Source organism: Hoyosella subflava DQS3-9A1, assembly GCF_000214175.1.
Taxonomy (GTDB): Bacteria; Actinomycetota; Actinomycetes; order Mycobacteriales; family Mycobacteriaceae; genus Hoyosella; species Hoyosella subflava.
The window spans coordinates 57,234-80,389 of record NC_015564.1 but is presented as its reverse complement, the minus strand read 5'-3'; the positions used below and the strand labels follow the sequence as shown (position 1 = coordinate 80,389).

25 protein-coding genes are annotated in these 23,156 nt (G+C 62.2%); 13 read left to right on the top strand and 12 right to left on the bottom strand.

The genetic code is table 11. The features are described 5' to 3' along the window. Positions 1 to 41 precede the first annotated feature (41 nt). The 4 genes from AS9A_RS00395 (at position 42) to AS9A_RS00380 (ending at position 3,137) form a co-directional block, all read left to right on the top strand. Positions 42 to 374, top strand: coding sequence for a SelT/SelW/SelH family protein (locus tag AS9A_RS00395; RefSeq protein WP_041450753.1), 333 nt, complete (start codon positions 42 to 44; stop codon positions 372 to 374). Then, positions 367 to 1,116, top strand: a complete 750-nt coding sequence (locus tag AS9A_RS00390; protein WP_013804892.1) for a LysR family substrate-binding domain-containing protein — start codon at positions 367 to 369, stop codon at positions 1,114 to 1,116. The genes AS9A_RS00395 and AS9A_RS00390 overlap by 8 nt, the downstream gene beginning before the upstream one ends. Before the next feature lie 418 nt (positions 1,117 to 1,534). Next, a complete protein-coding gene (locus AS9A_RS00385) occupies positions 1,535 to 2,455 on the top strand; it encodes an LCP family protein (RefSeq protein WP_013804891.1) in 921 nt (306 codons plus the stop codon). Between the two features lie 142 nt (positions 2,456 to 2,597). Beyond that, the gene (locus tag AS9A_RS00380; protein ID WP_013804890.1) at positions 2,598 to 3,137 is read left to right on the top strand and encodes a ferritin; all 540 of its coding nucleotides are present in this window, start codon (positions 2,598 to 2,600) and stop codon (positions 3,135 to 3,137) included. Positions 3,138 to 3,207: 70 nt separating this feature from the next. Here the strand turns inward: AS9A_RS00380 and AS9A_RS00375 are convergent, their stop codons facing one another. The 5 genes from AS9A_RS00375 to AS9A_RS00355 form a co-directional block, all read right to left on the bottom strand. Continuing rightward, complete coding sequence (locus AS9A_RS00375; protein ID WP_013804889.1) at positions 3,208 to 4,140, bottom strand: DUF5926 family protein; 933 nt, start codon at positions 4,138 to 4,140, stop codon at positions 3,208 to 3,210. A 28-nt stretch (positions 4,141 to 4,168) separates the two neighbouring features. Beyond that, positions 4,169 to 5,059 carry a glycerophosphodiester phosphodiesterase family protein gene (locus tag AS9A_RS00370; protein WP_041450752.1) on the bottom strand — a complete coding sequence of 297 codons (891 nt, stop codon included), beginning with the start codon at positions 5,057 to 5,059 and terminating at the stop codon, positions 4,169 to 4,171. A 45-nt stretch (positions 5,060 to 5,104) separates the two neighbouring features. Further along, positions 5,105 to 5,998, bottom strand: coding sequence for a DUF4328 domain-containing protein (locus AS9A_RS23045; protein WP_158307335.1), 894 nt, complete (start codon positions 5,996 to 5,998; stop codon positions 5,105 to 5,107). A 116-nt stretch (positions 5,999 to 6,114) separates the two neighbouring features. Next, positions 6,115 to 6,456: a rhodanese-like domain-containing protein gene (locus tag AS9A_RS00360; protein ID WP_192808161.1), complete on the bottom strand. Its 342-nt coding sequence runs from the start codon at positions 6,454 to 6,456 to the stop codon at positions 6,115 to 6,117. Between the two features lie 329 nt (positions 6,457 to 6,785). Then, positions 6,786 to 7,694, bottom strand: coding sequence for a S49 family peptidase (locus AS9A_RS00355; protein WP_013804884.1), 909 nt, complete (start codon positions 7,692 to 7,694; stop codon positions 6,786 to 6,788). A 93-nt stretch (positions 7,695 to 7,787) separates the two neighbouring features. Here AS9A_RS00355 and AS9A_RS00350 point away from each other — a divergent pair, with 93 nt between their 5' ends. Continuing rightward, complete coding sequence (locus tag AS9A_RS00350; protein WP_013804883.1) at positions 7,788 to 9,731, top strand: ABC transporter ATP-binding protein; 1,944 nt, start codon at positions 7,788 to 7,790, stop codon at positions 9,729 to 9,731. Between the two features lie 115 nt (positions 9,732 to 9,846). Next, the gene (locus AS9A_RS00345; protein ID WP_013804882.1) at positions 9,847 to 10,203 is read left to right on the top strand and encodes a carboxymuconolactone decarboxylase family protein; all 357 of its coding nucleotides are present in this window, start codon (positions 9,847 to 9,849) and stop codon (positions 10,201 to 10,203) included. A gap of 40 nt (positions 10,204 to 10,243) precedes the next feature. On the opposite strand, the gene AS9A_RS00340 is transcribed toward AS9A_RS00345, so the two are convergent. The 5 genes from AS9A_RS00340 to AS9A_RS00320 all read right to left on the bottom strand — a co-directional run bounded on the left by AS9A_RS00340 (position 10,244) and on the right by AS9A_RS00320 (position 13,014). Then, positions 10,244 to 10,558 (bottom strand): hypothetical protein, encoded by a 315-nt coding sequence (locus AS9A_RS00340; RefSeq protein WP_013804881.1) that lies wholly within the window; start codon positions 10,556 to 10,558, stop codon positions 10,244 to 10,246. A gap of 3 nt (positions 10,559 to 10,561) precedes the next feature. Continuing rightward, positions 10,562 to 10,849, bottom strand: coding sequence for a hypothetical protein (locus AS9A_RS00335; protein ID WP_013804880.1), 288 nt, complete (start codon positions 10,847 to 10,849; stop codon positions 10,562 to 10,564). Between the two features lie 52 nt (positions 10,850 to 10,901). Then, on the bottom strand, positions 10,902 to 11,129 hold the full coding sequence (locus AS9A_RS00330) for an AbrB/MazE/SpoVT family DNA-binding domain-containing protein (RefSeq protein WP_013804879.1): 228 nt from the start codon (positions 11,127 to 11,129) through the stop codon (positions 10,902 to 10,904). Between the two features lie 98 nt (positions 11,130 to 11,227). After that, positions 11,228 to 11,851: a response regulator transcription factor gene (locus AS9A_RS00325; RefSeq protein WP_013804878.1), complete on the bottom strand. Its 624-nt coding sequence runs from the start codon at positions 11,849 to 11,851 to the stop codon at positions 11,228 to 11,230. Beyond that, positions 11,851 to 13,014, bottom strand: coding sequence for a sensor histidine kinase (locus AS9A_RS00320; RefSeq protein ID WP_013804877.1), 1,164 nt, complete (start codon positions 13,012 to 13,014; stop codon positions 11,851 to 11,853). The genes AS9A_RS00325 and AS9A_RS00320 overlap by 1 nt, the downstream gene beginning before the upstream one ends. Positions 13,015 to 13,144: 130 nt before the next feature. On the opposite strand from AS9A_RS00320, the gene AS9A_RS00315 reads away from it, so the two are divergent. Continuing rightward, positions 13,145 to 14,116 carry an ABC transporter ATP-binding protein gene (locus tag AS9A_RS00315; RefSeq protein ID WP_013804875.1) on the top strand — a complete coding sequence of 324 codons (972 nt, stop codon included), beginning with the start codon at positions 13,145 to 13,147 and terminating at the stop codon, positions 14,114 to 14,116. A gap of 11 nt (positions 14,117 to 14,127) precedes the next feature. Beyond that, a complete protein-coding gene (locus AS9A_RS00310; protein WP_013804874.1) occupies positions 14,128 to 14,922 on the top strand; it encodes an ABC transporter permease in 795 nt (264 codons plus the stop codon). Between the two features lie 29 nt (positions 14,923 to 14,951). Here the strand turns inward: AS9A_RS00310 and msrA are convergent, their stop codons facing one another. Then, positions 14,952 to 15,614, bottom strand: a complete 663-nt coding sequence (gene msrA / locus AS9A_RS00305; RefSeq protein WP_013804873.1) for a peptide-methionine (S)-S-oxide reductase MsrA — start codon at positions 15,612 to 15,614, stop codon at positions 14,952 to 14,954. A gap of 236 nt (positions 15,615 to 15,850) precedes the next feature. On the opposite strand from msrA, the gene AS9A_RS00300 reads away from it, so the two are divergent. After that, positions 15,851 to 16,474: a superoxide dismutase gene (locus AS9A_RS00300; RefSeq protein ID WP_041450749.1), complete on the top strand. Its 624-nt coding sequence runs from the start codon at positions 15,851 to 15,853 to the stop codon at positions 16,472 to 16,474. A 55-nt stretch (positions 16,475 to 16,529) separates the two neighbouring features. Here the strand turns inward: AS9A_RS00300 and mgtE are convergent, their stop codons facing one another. Then, positions 16,530 to 17,897, bottom strand: a complete 1,368-nt coding sequence (gene mgtE, locus AS9A_RS00295) for a magnesium transporter (protein ID WP_013804871.1) — start codon at positions 17,895 to 17,897, stop codon at positions 16,530 to 16,532. A gap of 216 nt (positions 17,898 to 18,113) precedes the next feature. On the opposite strand from mgtE, the gene AS9A_RS00290 reads away from it, so the two are divergent. From AS9A_RS00290 to ilvD, 4 genes are all read left to right on the top strand, one after another. After that, entirely contained in the window at positions 18,114 to 18,638 is a 525-nt protein-coding gene (locus AS9A_RS00290) for a hypothetical protein (RefSeq protein ID WP_013804870.1), read from the top strand. Between the two features lie 249 nt (positions 18,639 to 18,887). Continuing rightward, complete coding sequence (locus AS9A_RS22500) at positions 18,888 to 20,507, top strand: coiled-coil domain-containing protein (RefSeq protein WP_049793619.1); 1,620 nt, start codon at positions 18,888 to 18,890, stop codon at positions 20,505 to 20,507. A gap of 132 nt (positions 20,508 to 20,639) precedes the next feature. After that, entirely contained in the window at positions 20,640 to 21,407 is a 768-nt protein-coding gene (locus AS9A_RS00280) for an SDR family NAD(P)-dependent oxidoreductase (RefSeq protein ID WP_013804867.1), read from the top strand. A 41-nt stretch (positions 21,408 to 21,448) separates the two neighbouring features. Further along, entirely contained in the window at positions 21,449 to 23,155 is a 1,707-nt protein-coding gene (gene ilvD / locus AS9A_RS00275; protein WP_013804866.1) for a dihydroxy-acid dehydratase, read from the top strand. Position 23,156 lies beyond the last annotated feature (1 nt).

The window sequence follows — 23,156 nt, the reverse complement described above, 5'->3', positions numbered from 1 at the left end:
CCGACGCTTGCACTCGCGTGACGCTGGCTAATACTGAGAACATGACCGAATCTCTCCCCGACATCGGTGACAACAGTCGCAGTCGCATCGTCATCACCTATTGCGTACGCTGCGGATGGTTGCTGCGCGCCGCCTGGATGGCGCAGGAGTTGCTCACCTCGTTCCACGGCGATGTGAGTGAAGTCGCACTGCGCCCCGGGGCCAGCGGTTCGTTCCGCATCGATGTGGGGGAGAGCAACGTCTGGAACCGCGAGACTGACGGTGGGTTCCCCGAGATCACTGTTCTCAAGCAACGCGTCCGCGACGTAGTCGCCCCCGCTCGCGACCTCGGTCACTCCGACCGTTCCACCCTGACAAGCGGCAACGATGACTGATCCGAAGGAATTCTGGCTTGGGTACGTACCCGGCGCCACACCCGCGAAGTGGGCTCAGCGCTGGTCTGAGCGGGTAACCGACGTCCCCCTGCAGCTAGTGCAGGTTTCCGTCTCGGACCAGTGCGCAGCGCTGGTGCAGCGGCGCGTCGACGCCGCACTCGTGCGACTTCCCCCACAACGCGCCGAAGAATGGGACCTACTTAGCGTGGTGCCGCTGTACGACGAGATGCCGGTAGTTGTCGTTCCGCGCGGACACTTTCTCTGCGCTGGCGAGGAGGTGACCTGCGCGGACCTTGCCGACGAAGCAGTGTGGCACCCACTTGATGACATGTTCGCCTGGGAGTGCGTCGGCGGCGTTCCCGGTGTACCGCAGCTCCACCGGCCCGCGACTTCCAGCGAGGCTGTAGATCTCGTCGCGACCGGGACTGGCGTCACGGTAGTTCCGATGTCCGTAGCGCGGCTGCACCATGATCCAGAGCTCGTTCTTCGTCCGCTCGCTGCCGGACCACGCTCGCATGTGGGCATCGCCTGGCTGGCCGAGCGATCGACCGATACGGATGCACTGCTCGACGAGATGGTCGGGATCGTCAAGGGCCGCCGGGCGAATTCGAGCAGAGGGCTCCGCGGTCAGACCTCCGCGATGCAGAAGCCCGCGCCAAAACCGACCGCGAAGACGCCGGGGCGTGGCAAGTCCCGCCAGCCCCCGGCGCGCCGGAAGCAGCCTCGCAAGCCGGGCCGGTGAGGCCACCAAGTATCAGGAATCACCCCGACGGGCAATTTTTGATGCGTAAAGTCGTGGCATGCCCGGCGATCATCGACGAAATCCTCCACTAGGGGAGGACCCCCGCCGTAGTCGCCATCAGCAGCCTCCATGGCCACCGGGGGACCCCCGCGTGCCGCCGGAGAACCAGGCGTGGTCAGCCATACCTCCCGGTCAAGCGCGCCAGCCGCCGCAGCCGGATGCCCGCACACGGCAGTATCGAGGGCAGGCATTCCCCGCGCAACAACCGCCACCTCCCCCGGCGCGACCTCCCCGGACGCGGCAACACGCTGGCCAATGGGCTGCGGTCCCACCTTCAGGGCCGCCCCGGCGCCCGGCCCCGCCGCCACGACAGCACGGACGCCACTGGAGGCGTCGCCGACGCCCGCTGCGGGTGTTCATGATCCTGCTGCTGATTCTGGTGTTCGTGGTCGGGGTCGGTGGATTTCTGCTGGACAGGTCGATGCCGCGAGTCGACGCGCTCTCCTCCTATGAGGGGCGCATAGGCGATACTCCCGGGACCAACTTCCTCATCGTGGGGTCGGACAGCCGGATGGGCCTGACGCCTGAACAGGAAGCCGAGTTCACTACTGGCGGGGAGTCCGGCGCGGACCGTACCGACACAATTCTTCTGGTCCATAAGCCCCGGGGTGGTGACACCGTACTCGTCAGTATTCCGCGGGATTCGTACGTTCCCATTCCTGGATACGGCTATGAAAAAATCAATGCGGCATTTGCATTTGGCGGTGCTCCGCTGCTTGTTCAGACCATCGAAGAATCCACCGGTGTCCACATTGACCATTATCTCGAGGTCGGTTTCGCCGGTTTCGCGGGAATTACCGACGCCGTGGGCGGCGTAGAAATGTGCCTCGACAATCCAATGACTGATCCGTTGGCAGGCATTGACCTGGCCCCCGGCTGCCAGACTCTGAACGGGCGTGAATCCCTCGGCTTTGTACGCAGCCGCGCAACCCCTCTCGCCGACCTCGACCGAATGAACAATCAGCGCAAATTCATGTCCGCACTTTCGGATAAGATCGCGAGCCCAGCGACTATCCTCAACCCCTTCCGCAGCATCCCCCTTGCTCGCGCCGTCGGACGGGCAATCGCCATGGACGAGCGCGATACCCTGATCGATGCGGTGCGCCTCGGCCTGGCACTGCGCGGCACGATCGTGACAACGACCGTCCCCGTCGGTGGTTTTGGTGACCTCGCCGGAGTTGGCAATGTCCTGTACTGGGACGCTAACGACGGGCCTCGATTCTGGGGTGCGATCTCGAGGGGTGAACCATTACCAGCGGATCTCATCACTTCGGGATAGAAATCTGCCCTGAGAGTTAGGGATGGCTTTGTTTAGCTACCGTTGAGCTATTTTAGGTTACGGTACCTTCACTGTGGGAACACTATCCTTAATTAGGCTGAACTGGCATGACATGCCTGTTGTCAGAGCCTATTCTGGAACCATGACAAACAGCACGGATTCTAAGTTCATCAGCCTGTTGCGGGAACAAGTGAAGCAAGAATTCACTGCATCGCAGCAATATATTGCGATTGCCGTTTACTTCGATAACGAAGACCTGCCCCAGCTTGCAAAACACTTCTACGCACAAGCCAACGAAGAGCACAATCACGCGATGATGATCGTGCAGTATTTCCTCGACCGCGACATGCGGGTCGACATTCCGGGCGTCGAGCCTGTCCGCAACGACTTCACGAATGTCCTGCAGCCGCTTGAACTTGCGCTGGACCAGGAGAGGGAAGTCACCGACCAGATCGTTAAGCTCGCTAGCACTGCCCGCGACGAAGGTGACTATGTGGGCGAACAGTTCATGCAGTGGTTCCTGAAGGAGCAGGTCGAGGAGGTCGCGACGATGACGACTCTGCTCGCCATTGCCAAGCGCGCGGGAGACAACCTCTTCGATCTTGAAACGTTCGTTGACCGGGAAGTCAGCCCAGTTGCACGGGATTCGACCGCCCCTCATGCGGCTGGCGGCGCGATTTAACCGCATTCGCCGCAAGGCCTGGCTCCCAGCGAATTCTCATCGGAGAGCGCCGGGGGCCAGGCTTCTGTATTCAGCGCAGCGTCACCTGGCGCCCGATCAGCCCGTCACGTGAGCGTCGTTCTGCGGTATTCAGTGGCGCGTCGTCCGCAAGCGCCTGTAGGAGCCGCTCTTGCAGCGTTACGGCAGGCCGCACCCATTCCTCATGGTGCGATTCGGGGTCGAGATCGAAGACCGGCACTAGGAGCCCGTGCGCCCGGAACGACCCCGCGAAACGTGAACCCTCCCCCAGGGTCAATTCATCGCGGGCGTGCAACCGCGCCAGCGCGCGCATTAGCGCTTCTTCATCCTCAGGCCGCACCCACCGCAAGTGAGCCTTCTCCCCCGCATCAACCCACCATGCCGCCACGATCCCGTCCCCCGCTAGGCGCGCTGAGGGCATGATCACCTCGTTAGCACGCTGGACCGCTGCCGCTACCTCAGCGGCAGGTTCCGATCCTTCAGGAATCCACCAGTTGAAGTCGTTGTGGACGGTGATATCCAGCAGACTGTCGGAGTCGAGAATGTCGGCTAGTGCCGGAGTGTCGCTAGAGGGTGTCGCTTGCGTCAGTGAGGAGCCCGGCTTCGCGCCGAGGACCCATTGGGTTGCGGCCGCCAGGTCCCGGCCAGGGTTGTCTGTATGCGCAGCCAGTTGCAACGCTACATATGCTTCATCCACTGCAGGATCACCTACCGTGCGTACCAGCGAGGCCACGGCGCCTGGCAGGACCGTCGCCAGCTTCAGCTCTCGATTATCAGCGCTCTCTGCGGCAGACGCGGCGAGCGGCAACGGCGCTACCGCGGACGGAACGAACTCGCGCAGCGCGACGATGTCGCACTCTGCCGCGAGGCCTTCAAAAGGCCTGCGTACCGGTAGTTCCGCGAGCCGTGCCTGGCGCTGTGCGAGCTTCTCAGCTCGCCGACTTCCCTCTTTCGGGCCTGCATTGCGCTTGCTTTTCTTTCCCACACCGCCAACCTACCGGGCGCGGTGAGTGTTACCCCGATTGGCGCTGCGAATGTTGCTCCTCAAGCTGCAGCCTTGTCCGCAACGGGAAGTTCGTGGCAAGCCAGCGAACTCCCAAATCACGGCAGAGTGCCACGTCCGCCGGATGGTCCACCGTCCAGCAATATGTTGCGCGGCCAGATGCTCTTGCTCGTTCAACGATGGACGGCCGCTCCCGCAACATCTTGATGGAGGGCCCGATCGCCGTCGGCATTCCGCTCGCGCTCGGAGCGACGCCGAGATAGCGCGAGTTCTCCCCGAGAAGAACTGACGGCAACCGAGGTGCAGCACGCCGGATCCGGAAAACTGCCGAGGGCGCGAAAGACATGAACACGACGGGCGGATCGGTATCGGTGCGGGGATTGGCAAGCCCGAAGCGCTGTAACTCCGCGAGAAGCTTGAACTCGACGAGGCCCCCGAACCGCACTGGATGCTTGGTTTCGATGAAAAGTGTCTTTGGGCTTGGCCAATCAACCACCAGCGTTAACAACTCGCGCAGAGTAAGAACTGTGTGCGGTTCCGACGGTTCGGAGTAGCGATCAACCTCCGGGTTCGAGATGTCGGGATCACCCAGGGCGACAGATGTTCGCTCTGACGCTGTAACCGAAGCATGCCAACTGCCGTAGTCGTGCGCTTTCAGCGCATCGAGGGTCATGGAACTGACTACGCCACGCCCGGTTGACGTCCGGTCAATCCGGCGATCATGCATACAGATCAGCTGGCCGTCGCGCGTCAAGCGGACATCACACTCAAGACCATCAGCGCCCTGTGCCAGTGCGAGCTCATACGCCGCAAGCGTGTGTTCAGGCCGTTCCCCGGACGCACCCCGGTGCGCGACTACACTCGGACGCCCACCAGGCCGCCCAGCCGGTCGTGTCTTCACACCCTCATCGTTCCCGGACAAATCAACCGGAGCAACAGCCCCAGGTTACGGCGATGCGGCAACCACCCAGCGTTTTGATGAACGCGGGCGGGTGCGATCGCGCAGATGGAGTAGCTCACGCATGACAACTAGCGTCATCACTGCGAATGCAGCAGCCAGGAAATGAGTAAGCGCCGCGAACTCGACACCATTCGCCTGAGCCTGCAGAGTGTCAGCCGTCTCGCGCCACAGTAGTGACAGGCCCTGACAGATCCAGGTGGCCACCCACATCCCCCACCACACCCTTACCCGCGTCAGCACCGAGCGTGCCTGCTGCCCAAAATGGTCGCGGGCGCGCGCACTGCTCAGCATTTCGCTCAACAAGGTGCCCGGGTACCAGAGTGTCACCACTGGGAGCAGACAGCCGAGCAGTTGCTCTCGAACCGAACGCGTATCCCGAAGCTCTAACCGCGCGAACCACTCCCGCCTGAAGTCGACCAGCCAGCACGCCGCACTGACCGCCGCAAGGAGTGAACAGATGATCGCCGCGAGCGCGGTCACCGCGACGAGGAAATCTGAGGAGAAGGCGAGCCAGGCCGGAACGAGCCTGGACCGGTTATAGAGCAGGAGCCCGAAGCGGAAAACCTCTGCCAGGCCCGCAGCGAGATACAGTCCTGCTGCCACAACGAGGAATGAAACGGCATACCCGCCCCATATTCGGGTGCGGGGCTGTTTGGGTAACGCCTGCTGCGGCTTCTCATACAAGCTCCAGCCTGGGACACTTGCGGCCCGGGGAGTAGGCGTGACCGGTGCGGGCCTACGTCCACGCGACTCGGCAGACTCCGTGACAGCGGGCGGGGCGAGTGCCAGCCAGCGGTGCGACAACGGGCGGCGGAGCACTGGGTGCATCGACGGTGCAGGCCGCGGGGCCACCGGGGTCACCTGAGCCGGATCGCGCATCGGCGCGGCGAGCCTACCGTTGCAGCGCGGACACCACATCGCGGCTACGTCACCAATCGGCCACAGAGCACCGCAGCGTGTGCAGCCTTGAACCCAGCCCATTTTTGCGCCGTCCGCTAGTAGACCGACCCGGGCGTTCCGTCCCCGGCAATCACGCGGCGTCCTTCTTTCTGCCACGCCACCATGCCACCTGAGACGTTCGTCGCCTCGTATCCGATCTGGTTGAGCCATTGAATCACGCGGAAGCTGCGACCGCCGCTGCGGCAGATGACAAAAAGCTCCGCATCGGGATCTACCTCATCGACTCGCGCGGGCACGTCCTCCAGGGGGATATGCAGCGCGCCTGGGGCATGCCCCTGGTCCCACTCGTCTGGCTCGCGGACATCGAGCAGTACGACCGACTCCGAGAACTCCTCGGGAAGGTCGCCGATAGGCACGGAAGGCACACTTTCACTCACACCTCGATACTGACACGCGGATCGCGGTTGTTCCAGGCGACCGCGCGAACGCACCCAGCGAGAGTGGAATTCGAGTGGGTTGTAGAGCGATGAACACCGAATGGCAACACGCCGTTCACAATGTGTGATCTCGCTAACATTAGTTAGCAAAGTTATCCACAATATCCACAGGTCTATCCACAGAATCGGTGGATAACCCGCCCAAAACTAGCTCTGTGGCCTGGGATGATAAAAACTTATCCACAAGTTCCCCTTTGTCCACACCCAAGTTGTCACCAGCCTGTTAACTCTCGGCACCGTCCTGTTTGCCCGAATATTCAGAATCGGGCTCATCGGCCGAAACGCCCCCACGCAACACGCGCCTCAAGAGTCTCGACTGTCGCACCGACAAGCGCTTGCGCAGCTGCGGCACCGAAACGTCCCAGCGCACTGTCCATGCCTAATGGGTCCGGAAACGGCATGCCCAGCCGCGCAAAGAACGGCTTCTTCGGCGCGACGAATTCCACCTCCGCGTGGGGGAACTTCTTCGCAGCGATCTCCCGCAGCGAACCGACACCGTCTATCAGGCCGCGCTGCAATGCCTCGCGCCCGAGCCAGACGTCCCCGTTGAAAAGGTCCCCGTCCTGCTGAAGCTGAGACCCACGACGTTCCAGCACCCACTGGCGAAAAAGATCATGCAACGCGCCTTGCAAGCCCGAAAGCCACTCGACATCGTCCGCCCGCTCCGCGGTAAAAGGATCGAGCCGCGCCTTCTCGGTTCCGGACGTGTACACGCGCCGCTCTACACCCAGCTTCGACATCAAGTCCTGGAATCCAAACCCCGCCGAGATCACCCCGATCGAGCCGACGACTGAGGTTTCCGCCGCATAGATTTCGTCGGCGGCGCACGCCACCCAGTAACCTCCCGATGCAGCAACGTCCTCGCAGAACGCGATAACCGGAACCTTGTGCTTCTCCGCGAGCTGCCGAATCCGCGAGGCGATCACTTCGCTCTGTGTAGGCGAACCACCTGGGGAGTTGATGAGCAGCGCGACAGCCTTGACGCGGTCCATGCCGAACGCGCGGATGAGCTGCTCGTCGATCGATTCTGCGGACACCACGTGCCGTGCGATACCGGCCGGTCCTGCCGCGATCATCCCATGCACGCGGACAACTGCCACCACACCGCGGCCGTCTCCGCCAAGCGCGCTGGGGAGCTTCGCGGTCAGTGGCTTAGGGAGATTCATCAACTTAGACATGCCGCCAGCGTAGTTGCGCAGGGAATATGTCGCCGGTGCCTGATGTCATAGGACACATGCCGCGCGGGCGGCAAGGGATGCGGAGGAGCCCTCATGAGCATGGAAGTCACCGCGTGGACCGCGATGTACAACGCGATGCACGCGCAACAGGATCGCCGCCCCTTCTCGAAAGAAACAGTCAAACGCATCTGGGCTTTCGCGCGGCCGCACCGCCGCGAACTGTGGGTATTCCTTGGGTTCGGTGTCGTCCTCGCGGTGCTTGCCGTTCTCACGCCACTGCTAGCCGGCCGGGTGGTAAACGCGATCGTCGACAACGCTGGGCTCGCAACCGTGGCGTGGCTCGCGGTCATCATCGCGATCATTGCTGTCGCGGAAGCGGTCTTCGGAATCGTTCACCGGTGGCTGTCCGCGCGGATCGGCGAGGCACTGATTCTCGACTTGCGGACCGCGGTATTCGATCACGTACAGCGCATGCCGATCGCCTTCTTCACGCGGACGCGCACCGGTGCGCTCGTCAGCCGCCTCAACAATGACGTCATCGGCGCCCAGCGCGCTTTCAGTGACACTCTCGCAGGTGTCGTCAGCAACCTCGTCACCCTCATCCTCACGCTCATCGTGATGATGACTCTCTCGTGGCAGATCACCTTGCTTGCGCTGCTCCTGCTGCCCGTATTCATGCTGCCGGCCCGTAGCGTTGGTTCACGTTTGGCGCGGCTCGAGCGCGAAGCGGCAAACCACAACTCCGCGATGAGCACCCAGATGACGGAGCGCTTCTCCGCCCCCGGCGCAACACTGGTCAAACTCTTCGGACGCCCCCAACGAGAATCTGCCGAGTTCGCGATGCGCGCTTCCCGAGTACGCGACATAGGCGTGCGCTCCGCGATGGTGCAGTGGCTTTTCGTGACGGCGCTGACCCTGGTGTCGGCACTCGCGCTTGCGCTGGTCTACGGCGTCGGGGGTTTCTACGCGCTGCGTGGCCAACTGGATCCTGGCACAGTGGTTGCTCTCGCCCTCTTGCTGACCCGGCTGTACGCGCCACTCACCTCTCTCGCGAGCGCGCGCGTAGACGTCATGAGTGCTCTGGTCAGCTTCGAGCGTGTCTTCGAAGTCCTCGACCTGAAACCCCTGATCGTCGAGAAGGCCGATGCCACCGACGTTCCCGAAGGTCCCGTTGGGGTCGAGTTCTCGCAGGTCCGCTTCGCGTACCCTGCTGCGGACAAGATCTCACTCGCTTCGCTCGAAGAAGTGGCGCATCTCGATACCCGCGCCGGGACAGAGGTGCTGCACGACGTCTCGTTCCACGTGGAACCAGGCCAGATGATCGCGCTCGTCGGATCGTCCGGCGCCGGGAAATCGACGATCGCCCAGCTAGTCCCCCGCCTCTACGACGTGGACGAAGGGACTGTCTCCATTGGTGGTCGCGACGTCCGGGATCTGCGCACCGCGTCCATCCGAGGCACCGTAGGCATGGTCACCCAGGATGGGCATCTCTTCCACGAGTCCATCCGCGAGAACCTTCTGCTTGCCAACCCGGAAGCAACCGAAGAGCAGCTGTGGGATGTGCTCCGGCGCGCGCGCCTCGAAGACTTGGTCGGGACCCTGCCTGACGGCCTCGATACAGTTGTCGGGGAACGGGGTTACCGATTGTCGGGTGGCGAACGTCAGCGCCTCACCATCGCCCGACTCCTGCTCGCTCAGCCACGAATCGTCATACTTGACGAAGCGACTGCGCACCTCGACTCGACGTCAGAAGCGGCTGTCCAGGCCGCGCTGAACGAAGCGCTCGAAGGACGGACCGCACTCGTAATCGCGCATCGCCTCTCCACGATCCGGGCGGCGGACCAGATCCTCGTCGTCGAGGACGGCCGGATCATCGAGCGCGGCACCCACACCGAACTGCTCGCACGCAACGGGCGATACGGTGAGCTCTACCGCACCCAATTCGCCGAGCAGCCGGGTGTAGATAGCGATGACATGTGCGGCGCAGAAGCAGCGTGCACTCCAGACAAAGCCGCCGCGAGCATCTACGGGGCGTGATCGACAGCCACCTTCATTTCGGCTGCTTTTGCCGCCATTCGGAGCTTCCCGATCGTCGTCAACACGAGGACAATGATTTAAGTCACTTAGTGTTGAAAATGGAGAAGAGGCGACCATGACCACCATGAGTGAGTCGACAACAACGACGCCAGCACAGCAGTTCATGGGAGCCCTCGCCCCCAAGCTGGCCTCACTCACCGACGAGGTTCTGTACGGCGACATCTGGACGCGGCCCGAACTCTCCCCGCGGGACCGAAGCCTGATCACGGTGGCCGCTCTCATCTCTGGCGGCAATCACGAACAACTTCGCTACCACCTGAAACTGGCGCGGGAGAACGGTGTCACCGAGGCCGAGCTCATAGAAGTCATCACGCACATCGCCTTCTACGCCGGATGGCCCAAAGCCATTTCGGCTGTCACGGTGGCCAAAGCCTTATTTGCTGGCGCTCATGTCACGCTGCCCTCTCGCTAGACGAAGTGCAAGCCTTGTGTTCATCGTGCTGCTGTGAGAGTCAGTGCGTGACCGGCCCGGCCGGGGCCGGGCCGACTGGCATGGGCGCCTTGTTGTGGGCATCGAATGCCGAGTACGCGCGGTAGATCACGAGCATCGCCAAGCCCCACGTGAAGAGCGCGAGCGTGTAGACGATTGTGTGGTTCGCGTCGTCGCCGGGGATTGACCAGAAGTCGTAGATCGCTGCGATGACAACGTTCATTACTGTGGCCACGCCAACCCACAAGGCGTGGCCACGCTCACCGATCCCCCAGAGCCGCCAGGTGAAATATCCCAGGAACAGCGACGTCGCGATCGCGGCCAGAAGGAAGAACACCGGTCAGAGCAGCCATGTTACCTCGTTGAAGCTCCTTTTCTCGCCACCGCGATGTCGATACGCCACGAAGGCCTTACTCGCCACGAAGCCGGCGGCATAGGGTAGGTCTACCCTCTCCAACTCCGACTCCGGCAACGCGTTGTCCAGCTCTTCGATGGTGTCGAAACCGTCGGCAACCTCGGCGTAAATGATCGGATTTATGACGATAGGCCCTGGATCACGCGCCTCGGCCAACGCATCGTCAGACCAATCGGCCCAATTCGGGTCGTCGGTGAGGACATCGAGAAGCACACATGTATCCATCAGCGTGACAGGATGTTTTGAGACCGCCCGCAACGCGCCGCTATTCGCCACGGAACAGTTCCATCAACTCATCTGTACTCATCGTCGTAGTCGCGCGCCCACGCATATGTTGAATGAGGCGCTTGCCCCGCCGCCGCGCGCCCTTGCGCCGCACGGTTTGCAGCGCGTTGCCAACCTCCACTACCTCTAGCTGGTCGCCTTCCTCTAGCGCATACTTCCGGCGCAGTTCGGCAGGAATAGTCACGTGCCCTTTGCTATTGAGGCGCATCGGAACCCCTAATACGTACTACTTCAGATACGAAATACTACCTCGCAGAGGTGGGCGGAAAGAGCCACCATTTCCCCGGCTCCGCAGCAAACAACCCCTCAAATCCACCCGAAACGCCGTGCGATCACACACGCCTCATATCGATTCGCCGCACCAAGTTTCGACACCGCGGACGACAGATAGTTGCGCGTCGTCCCCGGTGTGAGCGACACCCGGCGGGCGATTTCCTCGACGGAAGCACCCTCTGCCGCGTGTTCGAGAACGTCGGCCTCCCGCGGGGTGAGGGGGCTGTCGCCAGCGCTGATCGCTTCAGCCGCGATCTCGGGGTCGACGAAACGGCCGCCCGCCGCGACCTTGCGGATCACGTCCGCAAGGGTGCTTGCTGACGTCGTCTTGGGCAGGAATCCCCGCGCGCCGACACTGAGTGCACGCTTGAGGTAACCGGGGCGGCCGTGGCTGGTGACGATGACGACGCCGCAGTTCGGAAGATGTTCACGGAGCCGCTCGGCCACCTCTACCCCGTCGAGCACGGGCATCTGAAGGTCAAGCACCGCGATATCCGGAGTAAATGCTCGTGCTTTGCTCAGCGCTTCGTCCCCGGTAGAGGCTTCGGCGACGACGTCGATGTCTGGTTCAAGGTCGAGCATGGTGCGCAATGCCGCGCGTATGAGGTTTTCATCATCGGCGAGAAGAACGCTGATTACCGCGCGACCGTCGTCCACTACGTCTCCCTTTTGGTGTGCGGAAATTCGGCGCGAAGCTCAAACTCACTACCTGTGTGCCGGGAGACGAGCGCGGCACCTGCCGCGTTCATCCGCTCGGACAGCCCGGCCAGCCCATTGCCGTGTTTCGTGGCACCGTCGTCTGTTTCTCGTGACGGGGCACCATCGTTGCGGAGCGAAATGGCGCCTGCGGCAACCATGATGGTGCAGTTGCGTGCGACTGAGTGCCGCAGGATATTCGTTACGCCTTCGCGCACCATCCACGCCGCGGCCTCGCGGAACCTCTCCGGTACGTCCGCGACCTCCCCCTCGACCGTCACGTCGATGCCGGCCGACTGCAGCAGCGCTCGCGCACCGTCAACTTCAGCGGCGAGATCGAGTCCGCGATAGCCGCGAACAAGTTGACGCATTTCACGCAGTGAGTCGTTCGCGAGTTCTCGGACTTCCCGCATCTGATCTGCAGCGCGCTCAATGTCCCGGTCGGCTAGCACTGTGGCAAGCTCGCTTTTTACGCTGATGACGGAAAGCGCCCGCCCCACTACATCATGCAGGTCCCGCGCGAAACGCAGCCGTTCTTCTGCCACCGAGAGCGCCGCTTCTTTCGCCCGCGCGGCATCGAGTTCATCCACGACTCGCAGCATCCACAGGGAGATACGTGTCGTGGCGATCAGGAACACCGCTGCCCCACCGAGAAGCACAGCGAGCGGCGCTTCCCCGACGATCACATACGAAACGAGCCCCGCCCCCACGGCGATCGTGGCGGCTCGCTGACCAGACGCCAGCGGCGATACCGCTAGGACACCGAGGATGAGCGCTGCGTGGGACACCTGGATCTCCCAGTTTTCCGTGTCTCCACTGCCTAGAGCGGCAACCATAACCGCTGCAGCTACCAGCAAGGCGAGAACAGCGAACGGCCAGACCGATACAGCCGTACCGTGCCTGTTGCGCCGGATGCCGAGCTGGAGCACATACGCCGCTGTTCCCCCAGTAGCGAGAAGCACAGCGAAGCCCGCGAATTCGGACGGCGTTCGGGGTACACCGAGGCCAACAAGGAACACCACCACGAACATCCACGCGATCATGTGCAGCGAGCCGATCGTGTAGAGCGCTACACGATCGACTTGGGTGCGGGAATGCCACGTCCGCGACATCAGCGTGGTCACTCTGTCGATTCTTGCAGAGCCACGCTGCCAGGACGTATGCGGCGGTCACGATTTCGCGCTGACATTTGTCATGGCAAGCCGGTGACATCGCGGACTAACGAAAACTCCTGGCGAACGCGACGCTGAATGCATGGAAAAGCTTGCGTCCCCACACCACAGAGACGGCGCCGTAATCGCGTCCCACGATGCAGTGATCGATGCGCGCGGCATTTGTTACGCGTACGGCGCACACCGCGCAGTGAACTCCGTCGACCTGCAAGTTCAGCGCGGCGAGATCTTCGCGCTGCTCGGCACAAACGGCGCTGGGAAGACAACGACGCTCGAGATTCTCCAAGGCTTCCGTGCCAGAGAGGCCGGAGAATTGAAGGTCTTTGGCACAGATCCGCGCCAGCATCCAGGCACCGTCCGTGCCCGCACTGGTGTGGTGCTGCAAGAAGCCGGCTTCTTCGGCGAAATTAGCGTCACCGCGACCGTCAAACTGTGGAAATCCCTGTCGTCCCGCACTGACGACGTCGATCGCGCACTCCGCACGGTCGGCCTCGATCACCGCGCCAGCCACACAGTCACGTCCCTTTCTGGCGGTGAGCGGCGGCGCCTGGATCTTGCCCTGGCGATCTGGGGCAACCCGGAACTCATCATTCTCGATGAGCCGACGACCGGCCTCGACCCGGAATCGCGGCGAACCTTGTGGTCTGTCATCAGTGACTTACGCGGGGCTGGAACAACAGTCGTTCTGACCACGCATTACCTCGAGGAAGCTGAGGCGCTCGCTGATCGCGTCGCGATTATGCACGGCGGTGAAATCGCGGTAACCGGAACGCTCAGCGAAGTTCTCGCGAGCCGCCCCTCACGAGTCACCGTGGAACTCGACGACGGTTATTGGCCGCCAGCGCATCATCGGCTACCGGATGGTGTCGAGATGCGCCGTGAGACACAGCGCGGGAAAGAGGTACTTGTTCTCGAAAGCACCGACCAGCAACTCGCCCTCACGTGGCTCATGAACGCAGCCGACGCGTCCGGCTTGCGTCTCGGTCCCCTGCGCGCCACACCGGCGTCGCTGGAAGAAGTGTTTCTCGACATCAGCGGCCAGCCGCTCAACTAAGGAGCCAGCACATGACAACCACAGCACCTCCAGCGCCCGTATCCGTCCATCCGATCACCCGCACGCTGCGGATGATGCGTTTTGAACTCACGATGATCGTGCGCCAGCGAGTCACCCTTTTAACCATGGTGTTCGCGCCGGCATTCGTAATGATCTTCCCGATTCTCGCTCAGCCTGAAACGTCGGAGCAGTGGGCGCAGATCGCCGCACCGATGTGCATTCTCGCGTTGTTGTTCTCGGTATACGTGACGAGCGCATCGGTGGTGACGGCGCGGCGCGAAACACAACTGTTCAAGCGGCTGCGGACGAGCGAATTAGCTCCGGCACAAATGCTGAGCGCCATCGCGGGACCACTCATTCTCATCGGTACCGTGCAGGGACTCATCGTCCTTGGCGGATGCCTCGCGCTGGGAGCACCCTTCCCGCAGCAGCCGGGGTACGTCGTGCTCGCGCTCCTCGGCACCGCCGTGCTGGCTGTTGCCGCGGGAGTCGCGACTGGCAGTGTCGCGCCGAACATCGAGCGGGTGCAGTGGACGGTCATGCCGCTGATCATCCTCGGAGCAGTAGGCGCAAACCTGGTGCTGCAGCCACTTGACGAGATGCAGGGCCGCCTCGTCAGCGCGATCCCGTTCGCCTCCCTGACCAGCCTGCTCGCACGCGGTATGGGCGCCTCCGAGGATATGATCGCGCAGGGCGCACTCACCGCGTTGCCGCCACTTGTCAGCGCACTGTTGATCACGGCCCTGTGGACGTGGATCGCGGTGTCGGTTGCCCGGAAACGCTGGCGCTGGGAACCCCGGAGTTGATGGCTCCTCCGTAGACGCGCGGGAGGCGGCTAGGCGCCGAGGCCGACTGGGCAGCTGACTCCCGTGCCTCCGAGCCCGCAATATCCGGCAGGGTTCTTGTGCAGGTACTGCTGGTGGAATTCCTCCGCGTAATAGAAGGAGGTTAATGGTGCGATCTCGGTGGTGATCCGGCCGTATCCAGCCTTGGTGAGCGCCTTCTGGTACTCCTCGGCGGAGGCCTGAGCGGCTGCGCTCTGATCGTCCCCGACTGTGTAGATCGCTGAGCGGTACTGGGTGCCTACGTCGTTGCCCTGACGCATCCCCTGCGTCGGGTCGTGGCTTTCCCAGAAATTGCGGAGGATCTGCTCGTAACTGATCACATCGGGATCGAACGCCACCAGTACAACTTCGTTGTGGCCGGTGAGGCCTGTGCATACTTCCTCGTACGTCGGGTTGGGGGTATACCCGCCTGCGTATCCGACTGCCGTCGCGTGCACGCCGGGCAGTTTCCAGAAGACGCGTTCAGCACCCCAGAAACAGCCCTCACCCACAACAGCCGTCTCCGTTCTGGCGGGAAACGGCGGCACGATACGAGCGCCATTCACCGCGTGCACACCCGAGATCCGCAACGGTGTATCCCGGCCAGGCAGAGCCTGCTCGGGAGTGACCATAGTCGTCTTCTTCCGGCCTGTGAGTTCATCGAACCACGACATACTGCGATGCTACGCGTTCCCGGCCGCTCCCTGCCGGATAGAAAGATTGGCATACGACGTAATTTAATTCGGTTCCCCGAACTCTTCCGTTGGCGGAATTCGCTCAGCGCGAAGTTGTTGCGGAAAGTGTGTCGATCAGAAAGAGTTGGCACGGCATTGAAAAACTCAACAGTCCGCGCTGCGGGCATCTGCATTTACCTGCAGGCGGCCCGCAGGCTCGCGTAGAAAGGACACTCGTGGCTGTCTACACGCTTCCGGATCTGCCGTACGACTACTCCGCTCTGGAACCCCACATCTCGGGCCAGATCATGGAGCTCCACCATTCCAAGCACCACCAGACTTACGTGACGGGTGCAAACACCGCACTCGAGAAGCTCGCTGAAGCGCGTGAGAACGACACGCTCGCCACTGTGGTGAACCTTCACGAGAAGAACCTCGCGTTCCATCTCGGTGGCCACACCAATCACTCGGTGTTCTGGAATAACCTCTCACCGGACGGCGGTGATAAGCCAGAGGGCGAACTAGCAGCCGCTATCGATGAGCACTTCGGTTCATTTGACAAGTTCCGGGCGCATTTCAGCGCGAACGCAAACGCGATTCAGGGCTCCGGCTGGTCCATTCTCGCGTATGACTCGATCGGCCAGCGCCCCATTATCGTTCAGCTGTACGACCAGCAGGGCAACATCCCGATTGGTCTCACTCCGCTGCTGATGCTCGATATGTGGGAGCACGCCTTCTACCTGCAGTACAAGAACGTCAAGGCGGACTATGTCAACGCCTTCTGGAACATCGTGAACTGGAACGATGTCGCGGCGCGCTTCGACCGTGCGCGCTCCCAGGCCAACGGCCTCATCGTCTAGAACCGCACGAGACTGTGAAGCATTTTCCCTCACGAGGAGGGAAAATGCTTCACTACTAAATGCCCAGGACTAACTTCGCAATCACGAAGTAGAGGATTAGCCCGGTGGCATCAACAAACGTCGCAATGAATGGCGTCGACATGACGGCTGGGTCGATCTTCACAGCCTTCGCGAACAACGGAATCACGCCGCCCACCGAGGCGGCGAGCGTACAGATCGCGAGCATGGACACAGCGACGACGACGCCTATTTCTGCTGTGTAGCCGTCGACGAACACTGCCACCAGACTGATAGCGCCAAGCGCGAGCGTGCCGAGTAGGGCACCCAAAACGGCGCCGGTCCGAACCTCACGGAAAAGGACGACCCCGACGTCTCTCGGTCGAACATCACCCACCGCCAGCGCGCGAGTAATTGTGACCGCCGCCTGCGAACCCGTGTTACCGCCCGATCCGATGAGAAGCGGGATGAAGACCGCCAGCGTCACTACAGCGGCCAGATCGTCCTCGAAGTGGTCGAGCACACCCACCGTGGCTACCGCGGAAACCGCGAGCAGCAGCAGCCATATGACACGCGTGCGGACAAGGGTACGCACGGGCGTCGACAAATAGGGCCTGCCCAGCGGCTCCATAGCACCTGCACGGGCGGCGTCCTCTTCCTCTGCGACCGCGGTGATGCGCACGGCATCGTCGACGGTGAGGATCCCCACGAGCCTGTCCTCTTTATCGACCACCGGCAGCGCCAGGACTTGCGCGTCGAGACACAATCTCGCTGCAGTCTCGTCAGCTTCGGAGGCGGTCACGCTGATCGGCTCGTTCATCACTTCGCTGACGAGGACCTCTGGGTCCGCCAGCATCAAATCTCGCAAGCTCACAACGCCAACGAGGCGCTTCGCAGTATCTGTCACCGGAACGGTGTAGATCGTCTCCGCATCCCTGCCCCGCTGCCGGATCTGCATCAGCGCTGCCGCGACGGTTTGGCCCTCGAGTACGCGCACGAACTCGGTGCTCATCCAGCGGCCAATCGAACCGCGGTCGTAACCAAGGATCGGGGCGGTGAGTTCCCGTTCATGCTTGGAGAGGCCCTGCAGCAGCTTCTTCGCGACGGTCGCGGGCAACTCATCCATCACATGGACGCGGTCATCGGGATCGAGGTCTGAGAACAACGACACAACCTGGTCGTCCCGCAGACTAGTGAACAGTTCGCCCTTCAGACCGTCGTCGAAACGTTCGAAGACCTCGTGCGCAAGACTTTTCGGGAGCAGCCGGAACACAATGGCGCGGTCGCGGACGCGTAACCGTTCCAGCACCCAGACCAAGTCAGGAAGGGATAAATCAGCGGCTTGACGCGCGACAGCAGATAAGGAGCCCTCACGGATCCGGTCAGGCCAATCGTCTACCACTGCATCGAGATCTTCAGTGACCACGCGCCATCCTCTCCCGCTCGCTTCCGCCCACCATCCAAACCCAGCCTTCCCACTTTGGCACGAATACGTTGCATGAGCATGTACAGCCCGCGAATACGGTTAGCACTCGCATAGCCTTGTGTGACAGCGGGATAATTGTTCATAGTCCTATCACCAGGTCTTTCGCCAACCCAATCGGCCGATCGGGAGGTCTCTCCGGAAAAGCAGGAGGTAGCAATGAATCGGGACACAGTAGAGATGTCTCCGTTCGAGCAAGGCGGCACTCTTAAGGGCTTCCTGCTCAGCGGACGCTGGCCGGAAAGCACCAAGGAATGGGCCCAGCTACTCGTGCTCGCCGTCCGGGTTGCCTCTCTCCCAGGACTTTTGCCGACATCGACGGTATTCGGTGCGCGCGAGGATCATCCAGAGACCTCCATTCCCGATGTCGTGGGACTGCTTTTCGCCGCCGGGACAGTTCTCGGTGATCAAGCTCTCACCCCGGGCGTCTTCGCCAGTGAGCAGCCGCCGGCTCTGCTGATGCTGCATCCACCGTCTGAGACCACACCCTCACTACCGGAATGCAATGGTGCTGCATCGGGTTGCCTACTTCTGCCGGGTTTGCCGCATCTCGGACTGGAGCATCGGGCAACGTGGGCGGAGGCCGAGGCGGACGGTACCGTGACCTCTCTTGTCACCCGGATTGGTGTCGACCCGAACGCGCATCCAGATACAGCGGTACTAGCAATGCTCCTAGCAGCCTGAATGGCTGTTGTCCCTATATTTGCCGACAGCCCGAGACCGATTTGCGCCTCAGTGTCAGCTAACCAATCGACACCTTAGTGTGAATTGGATCACACTCAGGTAGACGCGTTAAGTTCTCAGTAACAGAAGCGCCTGCCGCAGCGAAACTTCTTCTGATGGCGATGAACGCGGTTGCCTCGCATTTAACCATTTCGCCCCATTCCACATCCGCACGCACCCTCCCCACCTTCTCGAAGGAGAAAACACGCTATGCCTGTGACACCATCCCGTCGCGTTCGAGCGCTCACTGTTGCTGCAGCGCTGGCGGTTTCAGCAGGGATAGCACTCCCGGCCATTGCCATGGCGGAGGATGAGGAAAGCGGGTTCGAAACGACGACACAGCCGTCTGAGCCCACTACACCACAGGCACCGGTAATTGCGCCGGAGTCAACGTCCACGAATGACGTTAATACCGCGGTCAACGAGCCGACACTAGAAAATTCCGTAGCGGCGACGACCGCCGTCACCACCGAAACGAATGTCCTCGAAGAAGCGGAGAAGAACACCGCGGAAAAGGAACAGTCGGCGACCGAAGCACGCCAGAACGCCGAAGAAACCCAAAAGGCTGCGGAAGAAGCCGGACAGGCTGCAACGGAGGCGGAGAAGCGGCTCGCCGAGAAGAGTGTCGAGTACACGCGGGCCACAGTCGAAGCTGATCGTGCTGTCGAGGAGCGCAAAGAGGCACGCCAGAAGGCGGACGAAGCCGCGGCACAGGCCGCTGAGGCTGAAGCTAAAGCCAGCGCCGCCAAGGCGGAGCTCGATGCAGCGAACGAAGAACTTGAGGACGCCAAAGAGGACCTCGCGACCGCGGAGGACCGACTGAACACAGCGGGCGAGACGGATGCGGAGGCGCGGGCAGAACTCGCCGGTGCGCAGGATGCGGTCGCAGCAGCCGAGCAGACTGTCTCCACAGCCGAAGAAAAGCTGAAGCAGGCCGAAGAGGAAGCCGCTGCGGCGAAAAAGGCCTTCGACGACGCACATGGCCAGGAAAAACGAGCAGCCAAAAGGGAGCTTGAGGCGAAGCTTGCCGCCAAGGCCGCGGCAGCAGCAGAATTCGACGCCGCCACTGAAGAACTCGACGCGGCGAAAGTAGTCGCTGAGGAGAAACGAGCGGCCGCCACAGTCGCCGCCGACGCGCTGACAGCAGCCCAGACCGAACACGCGGAAACTGAGCAGCGGTACGAGGACGCGAAAGCAGCTGCCGACGAGGCGGAGCTGGAGTACAACGCCGCCCTGGCACAGTTCGAAGGCGCGTCCGGTGACTCGGACGAGGCCCGCAAGATTCTGATCGAGAAGCGTCAGGCTGCGCGGGAGAAGCAAGCCGCCGCCGAGGAAGCCAAGGCGCAGGCCACCGAAGCGTACGAGGATTACGAAGCCGCGAAGAAGCAAGCCGCCCTCGCGGAGGAGGATGCGGATGCCGCAGCGAATGCGCTCGCTGAAGCCGAAGCAGACCTCGAGGCAGCGAAGCTCGCAGAGGAAGAGGCGCGCAAGGCCATCACGGAGGGTACGGAGGACACCGTCGACATCGACCTGGACGGAGACAAGCTGGACAACGTCGACGTCACAAAGGTATCCGATTCAATCGTCGTCTCGAGTTCTACCGGAGTTGTCCTCGCCGGCCTATACAACGATGACGGGACATTCGAGGTCGTCGACTACTTGGCCAGCGACGACACCCTCGCCGGCGAACTTCCTCCAGTTGACCTCGTCCTCGGCGACCAGGCCGCATCCGGCGGTGGCATTCCGATCCAGGTGATCCTTCTCGGCACGGCGGGAGTTGCGGGAGCAGCCGCAGCGGGAACCTACTTCCTCCGCCGCCGCGCGAACTAGCCGTCGCTCCGCACCCGTTTTTCCCGCCGCCTGCACCGCTTTTTCAGGGTGCAGGCGGCGTTGCGTTTCGAGGCCGGCATAGAGTTGGTTACAGCGTCTCAGTAACTCCAGATCACGCAGGAAGGACCAGCGTTGGACATCTCAGGAACCGCAGCAATCGTCACGGGTGCAGCCTCAGGTCTCGGAGCCGCAACTGCAGCGCTTCTCACCGAGAAGGGCGCGACTGTTTACGGCCTCGACCTCGCTAGCTCCATCGACCGTGCGGGTGATTCCGCCCCGGCGGGTGTCACACTGATCGCCACAGATGTCACCAGCGACAGTGATGTCACCGCAGCCGTCGATCAGGTGTCCGCGAGTGAAAAGCCACTTCGCATCACCGTGAACTGCGCTGGCGTTGGCTGGGCGGGACGGATCCTCTCCAAGCAAGGCCCGCACGACCTCGAACTCTTTCGCACCGTCGTTACTGTCAACCTCATCGGAACGTTCAACGTCATGCGACTCGCCGCGCAAGCGATGGCAGAGACAACGCCGATCGACGACTTCGGCCAGCGCGGTGTCATCGTGAACACTGCGTCCGTGGCAGCTTTCGAGGGCCAAGTCGGTCAGATCGCCTATAGCGCTTCTAAAGGCGGGGTGCATGGCATGACTGTCCCTGCAGCACGCGACCTCGCGCAGTTTGGTATTCGCGTGAACACAATAGCGCCGGGAATCGTCGATACCCCAATGCTCGCCGGGGTCACCGAGGAGTACCGGAAGGGTCTCAGCGCTGGAGTACCATTCCCGCGCCGACTCGCCCTCCCCGCGGAATTCGCGCAGCTCACTACGATGATCATTGAGCATGATTACCTCAACGGGGAAACCATCCGTATGGATGGTGCGCTCCGTATGGCCCCGCGGTAACCAGCCCAGGCAACAGCCCCACCGACCACGCAGGAGCAGCGATGACGGCAAACGGACAGAACGTCGACATCAAGCCACGGAGCCGCGATGTCACAGATGGCCTCGAGAAAACCGCAGCCCGGGGGATGCTCCGCGCGGTCGGGATGTCGGACGAGGACTTCGCCAAACCTCAAATCGGTGTCGCGTCATCGTGGAACGAGATCACGCCGTGCAACCTGTCACTAGATCGCCTAGCGAAGGCAGTCAAGGATGGCGTCCACGCGGCGGCAGGCTATCCGCTTGAATTTGGCACGATCTCCGTGTCCGACGGCATCGCAATGGGCCACGAAGGCATGCACTTCTCGCTTGTGTCACGAGAGATCATCGCGGACAGCGTGGAAACCGTGATGTGCGCCGAACGCCTCGACGGATCGGTTCTACTCGCAGGGTGCGATAAATCGCTTCCCGGGATGCTGATGGCCGCAGCCCGCCTCGAGCTGGCGTCAGTTTTCCTCTACGCCGGCTCGATCCTTCCGGGGTGGGTGAAGCTGTCCGACGGCACCGAAAAAGAAGTCACGATCATTGACGCTTTTGAAGCCGTCGGCGCCTGCGCGCGGGGATTGATGACCCGCGAAGATGTCGACGCGATCGAGCGCGCAATCTGCCCAGGTGAAGGCGCATGTGGCGGGATGTACACGGCCAACACCATGGCTAGCGCCGCCGAAGCACTCGGCATGTCGCTTCCCGGCAGCGCAGCCCCACCCGCCACTGACCGTCGTCGCGATGGATTCGCACGACGTTCAGGTGAGGCCGTCGTGAACCTGCTGCGCCGCGGTATCACCACGAAAGACATACTCACCAAGGAAGCTTTCGAAAACGCGATCGCGGTAGTGATGGCGCTGGGCGGCTCCACCAACGCGGTGTTGCACTTGCTCGCAATTGCCAACGAAGCCCAGGTCGAATTAACACTCGACGATTTCCAGCGAGTCGGATCCCGCGTCCCGCATCTCGCTGACGTCAAACCATTCGGCCAGTACGTGATGACGGACATCGACAAACTCGGGGGCGTCCCCGTCGTGATGAAGACGCTGCTCGATGCCGGTCTCATGCACGGGGATTGCATGACCGTCACCGGGAAAACGCTCGCGGAAAACCTCGCTGGGATTGCTCCGCCCGATCCGGATGGGAAGGTGCTGCGCTACCTCAGCGAGCCAATCCATCCCACCGGCGGTATCACGATCCTTCACGGATCGCTCGCGCCCGGCGGTGCGGTCGTGAAGTCGGCTGGCTTCGACACAGATGTGTTCACCGGTACCGCGCGCGTGTTTGAACGTGAGCGGGCAGCGCTCGATGCGCTCGAAGACGGCACGATCGCCGCGGGCGATGTGGTTGTCATCCGCTACGAGGGCCCCAAGGGCGGCCCCGGGATGCGGGAGATGCTCGCGATCACCGGCGCGATCAAAGGAGCGGGGCTCGGCAAGGACGTCCTGCTCATCACCGATGGCCGCTTCTCTGGTGGCACGACGGGACTGTGCGTCGGGCACATCGCGCCTGAAGCAGTCGACGGGGGCCCGATCGCATTTGTTCGGGACGGCGACCAGATTCAGCTCGACGTTGGTACAGGCACCCTCGACGTTCTCGTTGACCCGGCTGAACTAGAGAAACGCAAAGAGGGATGGGCACCCCTGCCACCTCGGTACGAACGCGGCGTTCTCGCCAAGTACGCGAAACTCGTCGGCTCGGCATCGTATGGCGCCGTCTGCGGGTGAT

What these genes read in the sequence shown, in the direction of transcription:
- AS9A_RS00395 (WP_041450753.1), top strand. Translation starts at nt 42, where the DNA reads ATGACCGAATCTCTCCCCGACATCGGTGACAACAGTCGCAGTCGCATC.
- AS9A_RS00390 (WP_013804892.1), top strand. Translation starts at nt 367, where the DNA reads ATGACTGATCCGAAGGAATTCTGGCTTGGGTACGTACCCGGCGCCACA.
- AS9A_RS00385 (WP_013804891.1), top strand. Translation starts at nt 1,535, where the DNA reads ATGATCCTGCTGCTGATTCTGGTGTTCGTGGTCGGGGTCGGTGGATTT.
- AS9A_RS00380 (WP_013804890.1), top strand. Translation starts at nt 2,598, where the DNA reads ATGACAAACAGCACGGATTCTAAGTTCATCAGCCTGTTGCGGGAACAA.
- AS9A_RS23045 (WP_158307335.1), bottom strand. Translation starts at nt 5,998, where the DNA reads ATGCGCGATCCGGCTCAGGTGACCCCGGTGGCCCCGCGGCCTGCACCG.
- AS9A_RS00355 (WP_013804884.1), bottom strand. Translation starts at nt 7,694, where the DNA reads ATGTCTAAGTTGATGAATCTCCCTAAGCCACTGACCGCGAAGCTCCCC.
- AS9A_RS00350 (WP_013804883.1), top strand. Translation starts at nt 7,788, where the DNA reads ATGAGCATGGAAGTCACCGCGTGGACCGCGATGTACAACGCGATGCAC.
- AS9A_RS00345 (WP_013804882.1), top strand. Translation starts at nt 9,847, where the DNA reads ATGACCACCATGAGTGAGTCGACAACAACGACGCCAGCACAGCAGTTC.
- AS9A_RS00330 (WP_013804879.1), bottom strand. Translation starts at nt 11,129, where the DNA reads ATGCGCCTCAATAGCAAAGGGCACGTGACTATTCCTGCCGAACTGCGC.
- AS9A_RS00315 (WP_013804875.1), top strand. Translation starts at nt 13,145, where the DNA reads ATGGAAAAGCTTGCGTCCCCACACCACAGAGACGGCGCCGTAATCGCG.
- AS9A_RS00310 (WP_013804874.1), top strand. Translation starts at nt 14,128, where the DNA reads ATGACAACCACAGCACCTCCAGCGCCCGTATCCGTCCATCCGATCACC.
- msrA (WP_013804873.1), bottom strand. Translation starts at nt 15,614, where the DNA reads ATGTCGTGGTTCGATGAACTCACAGGCCGGAAGAAGACGACTATGGTC.
- AS9A_RS00290 (WP_013804870.1), top strand. Translation starts at nt 18,114, where the DNA reads ATGAATCGGGACACAGTAGAGATGTCTCCGTTCGAGCAAGGCGGCACT.
- AS9A_RS22500 (WP_049793619.1), top strand. Translation starts at nt 18,888, where the DNA reads ATGCCTGTGACACCATCCCGTCGCGTTCGAGCGCTCACTGTTGCTGCA.
- ilvD (WP_013804866.1), top strand. Translation starts at nt 21,449, where the DNA reads ATGACGGCAAACGGACAGAACGTCGACATCAAGCCACGGAGCCGCGAT.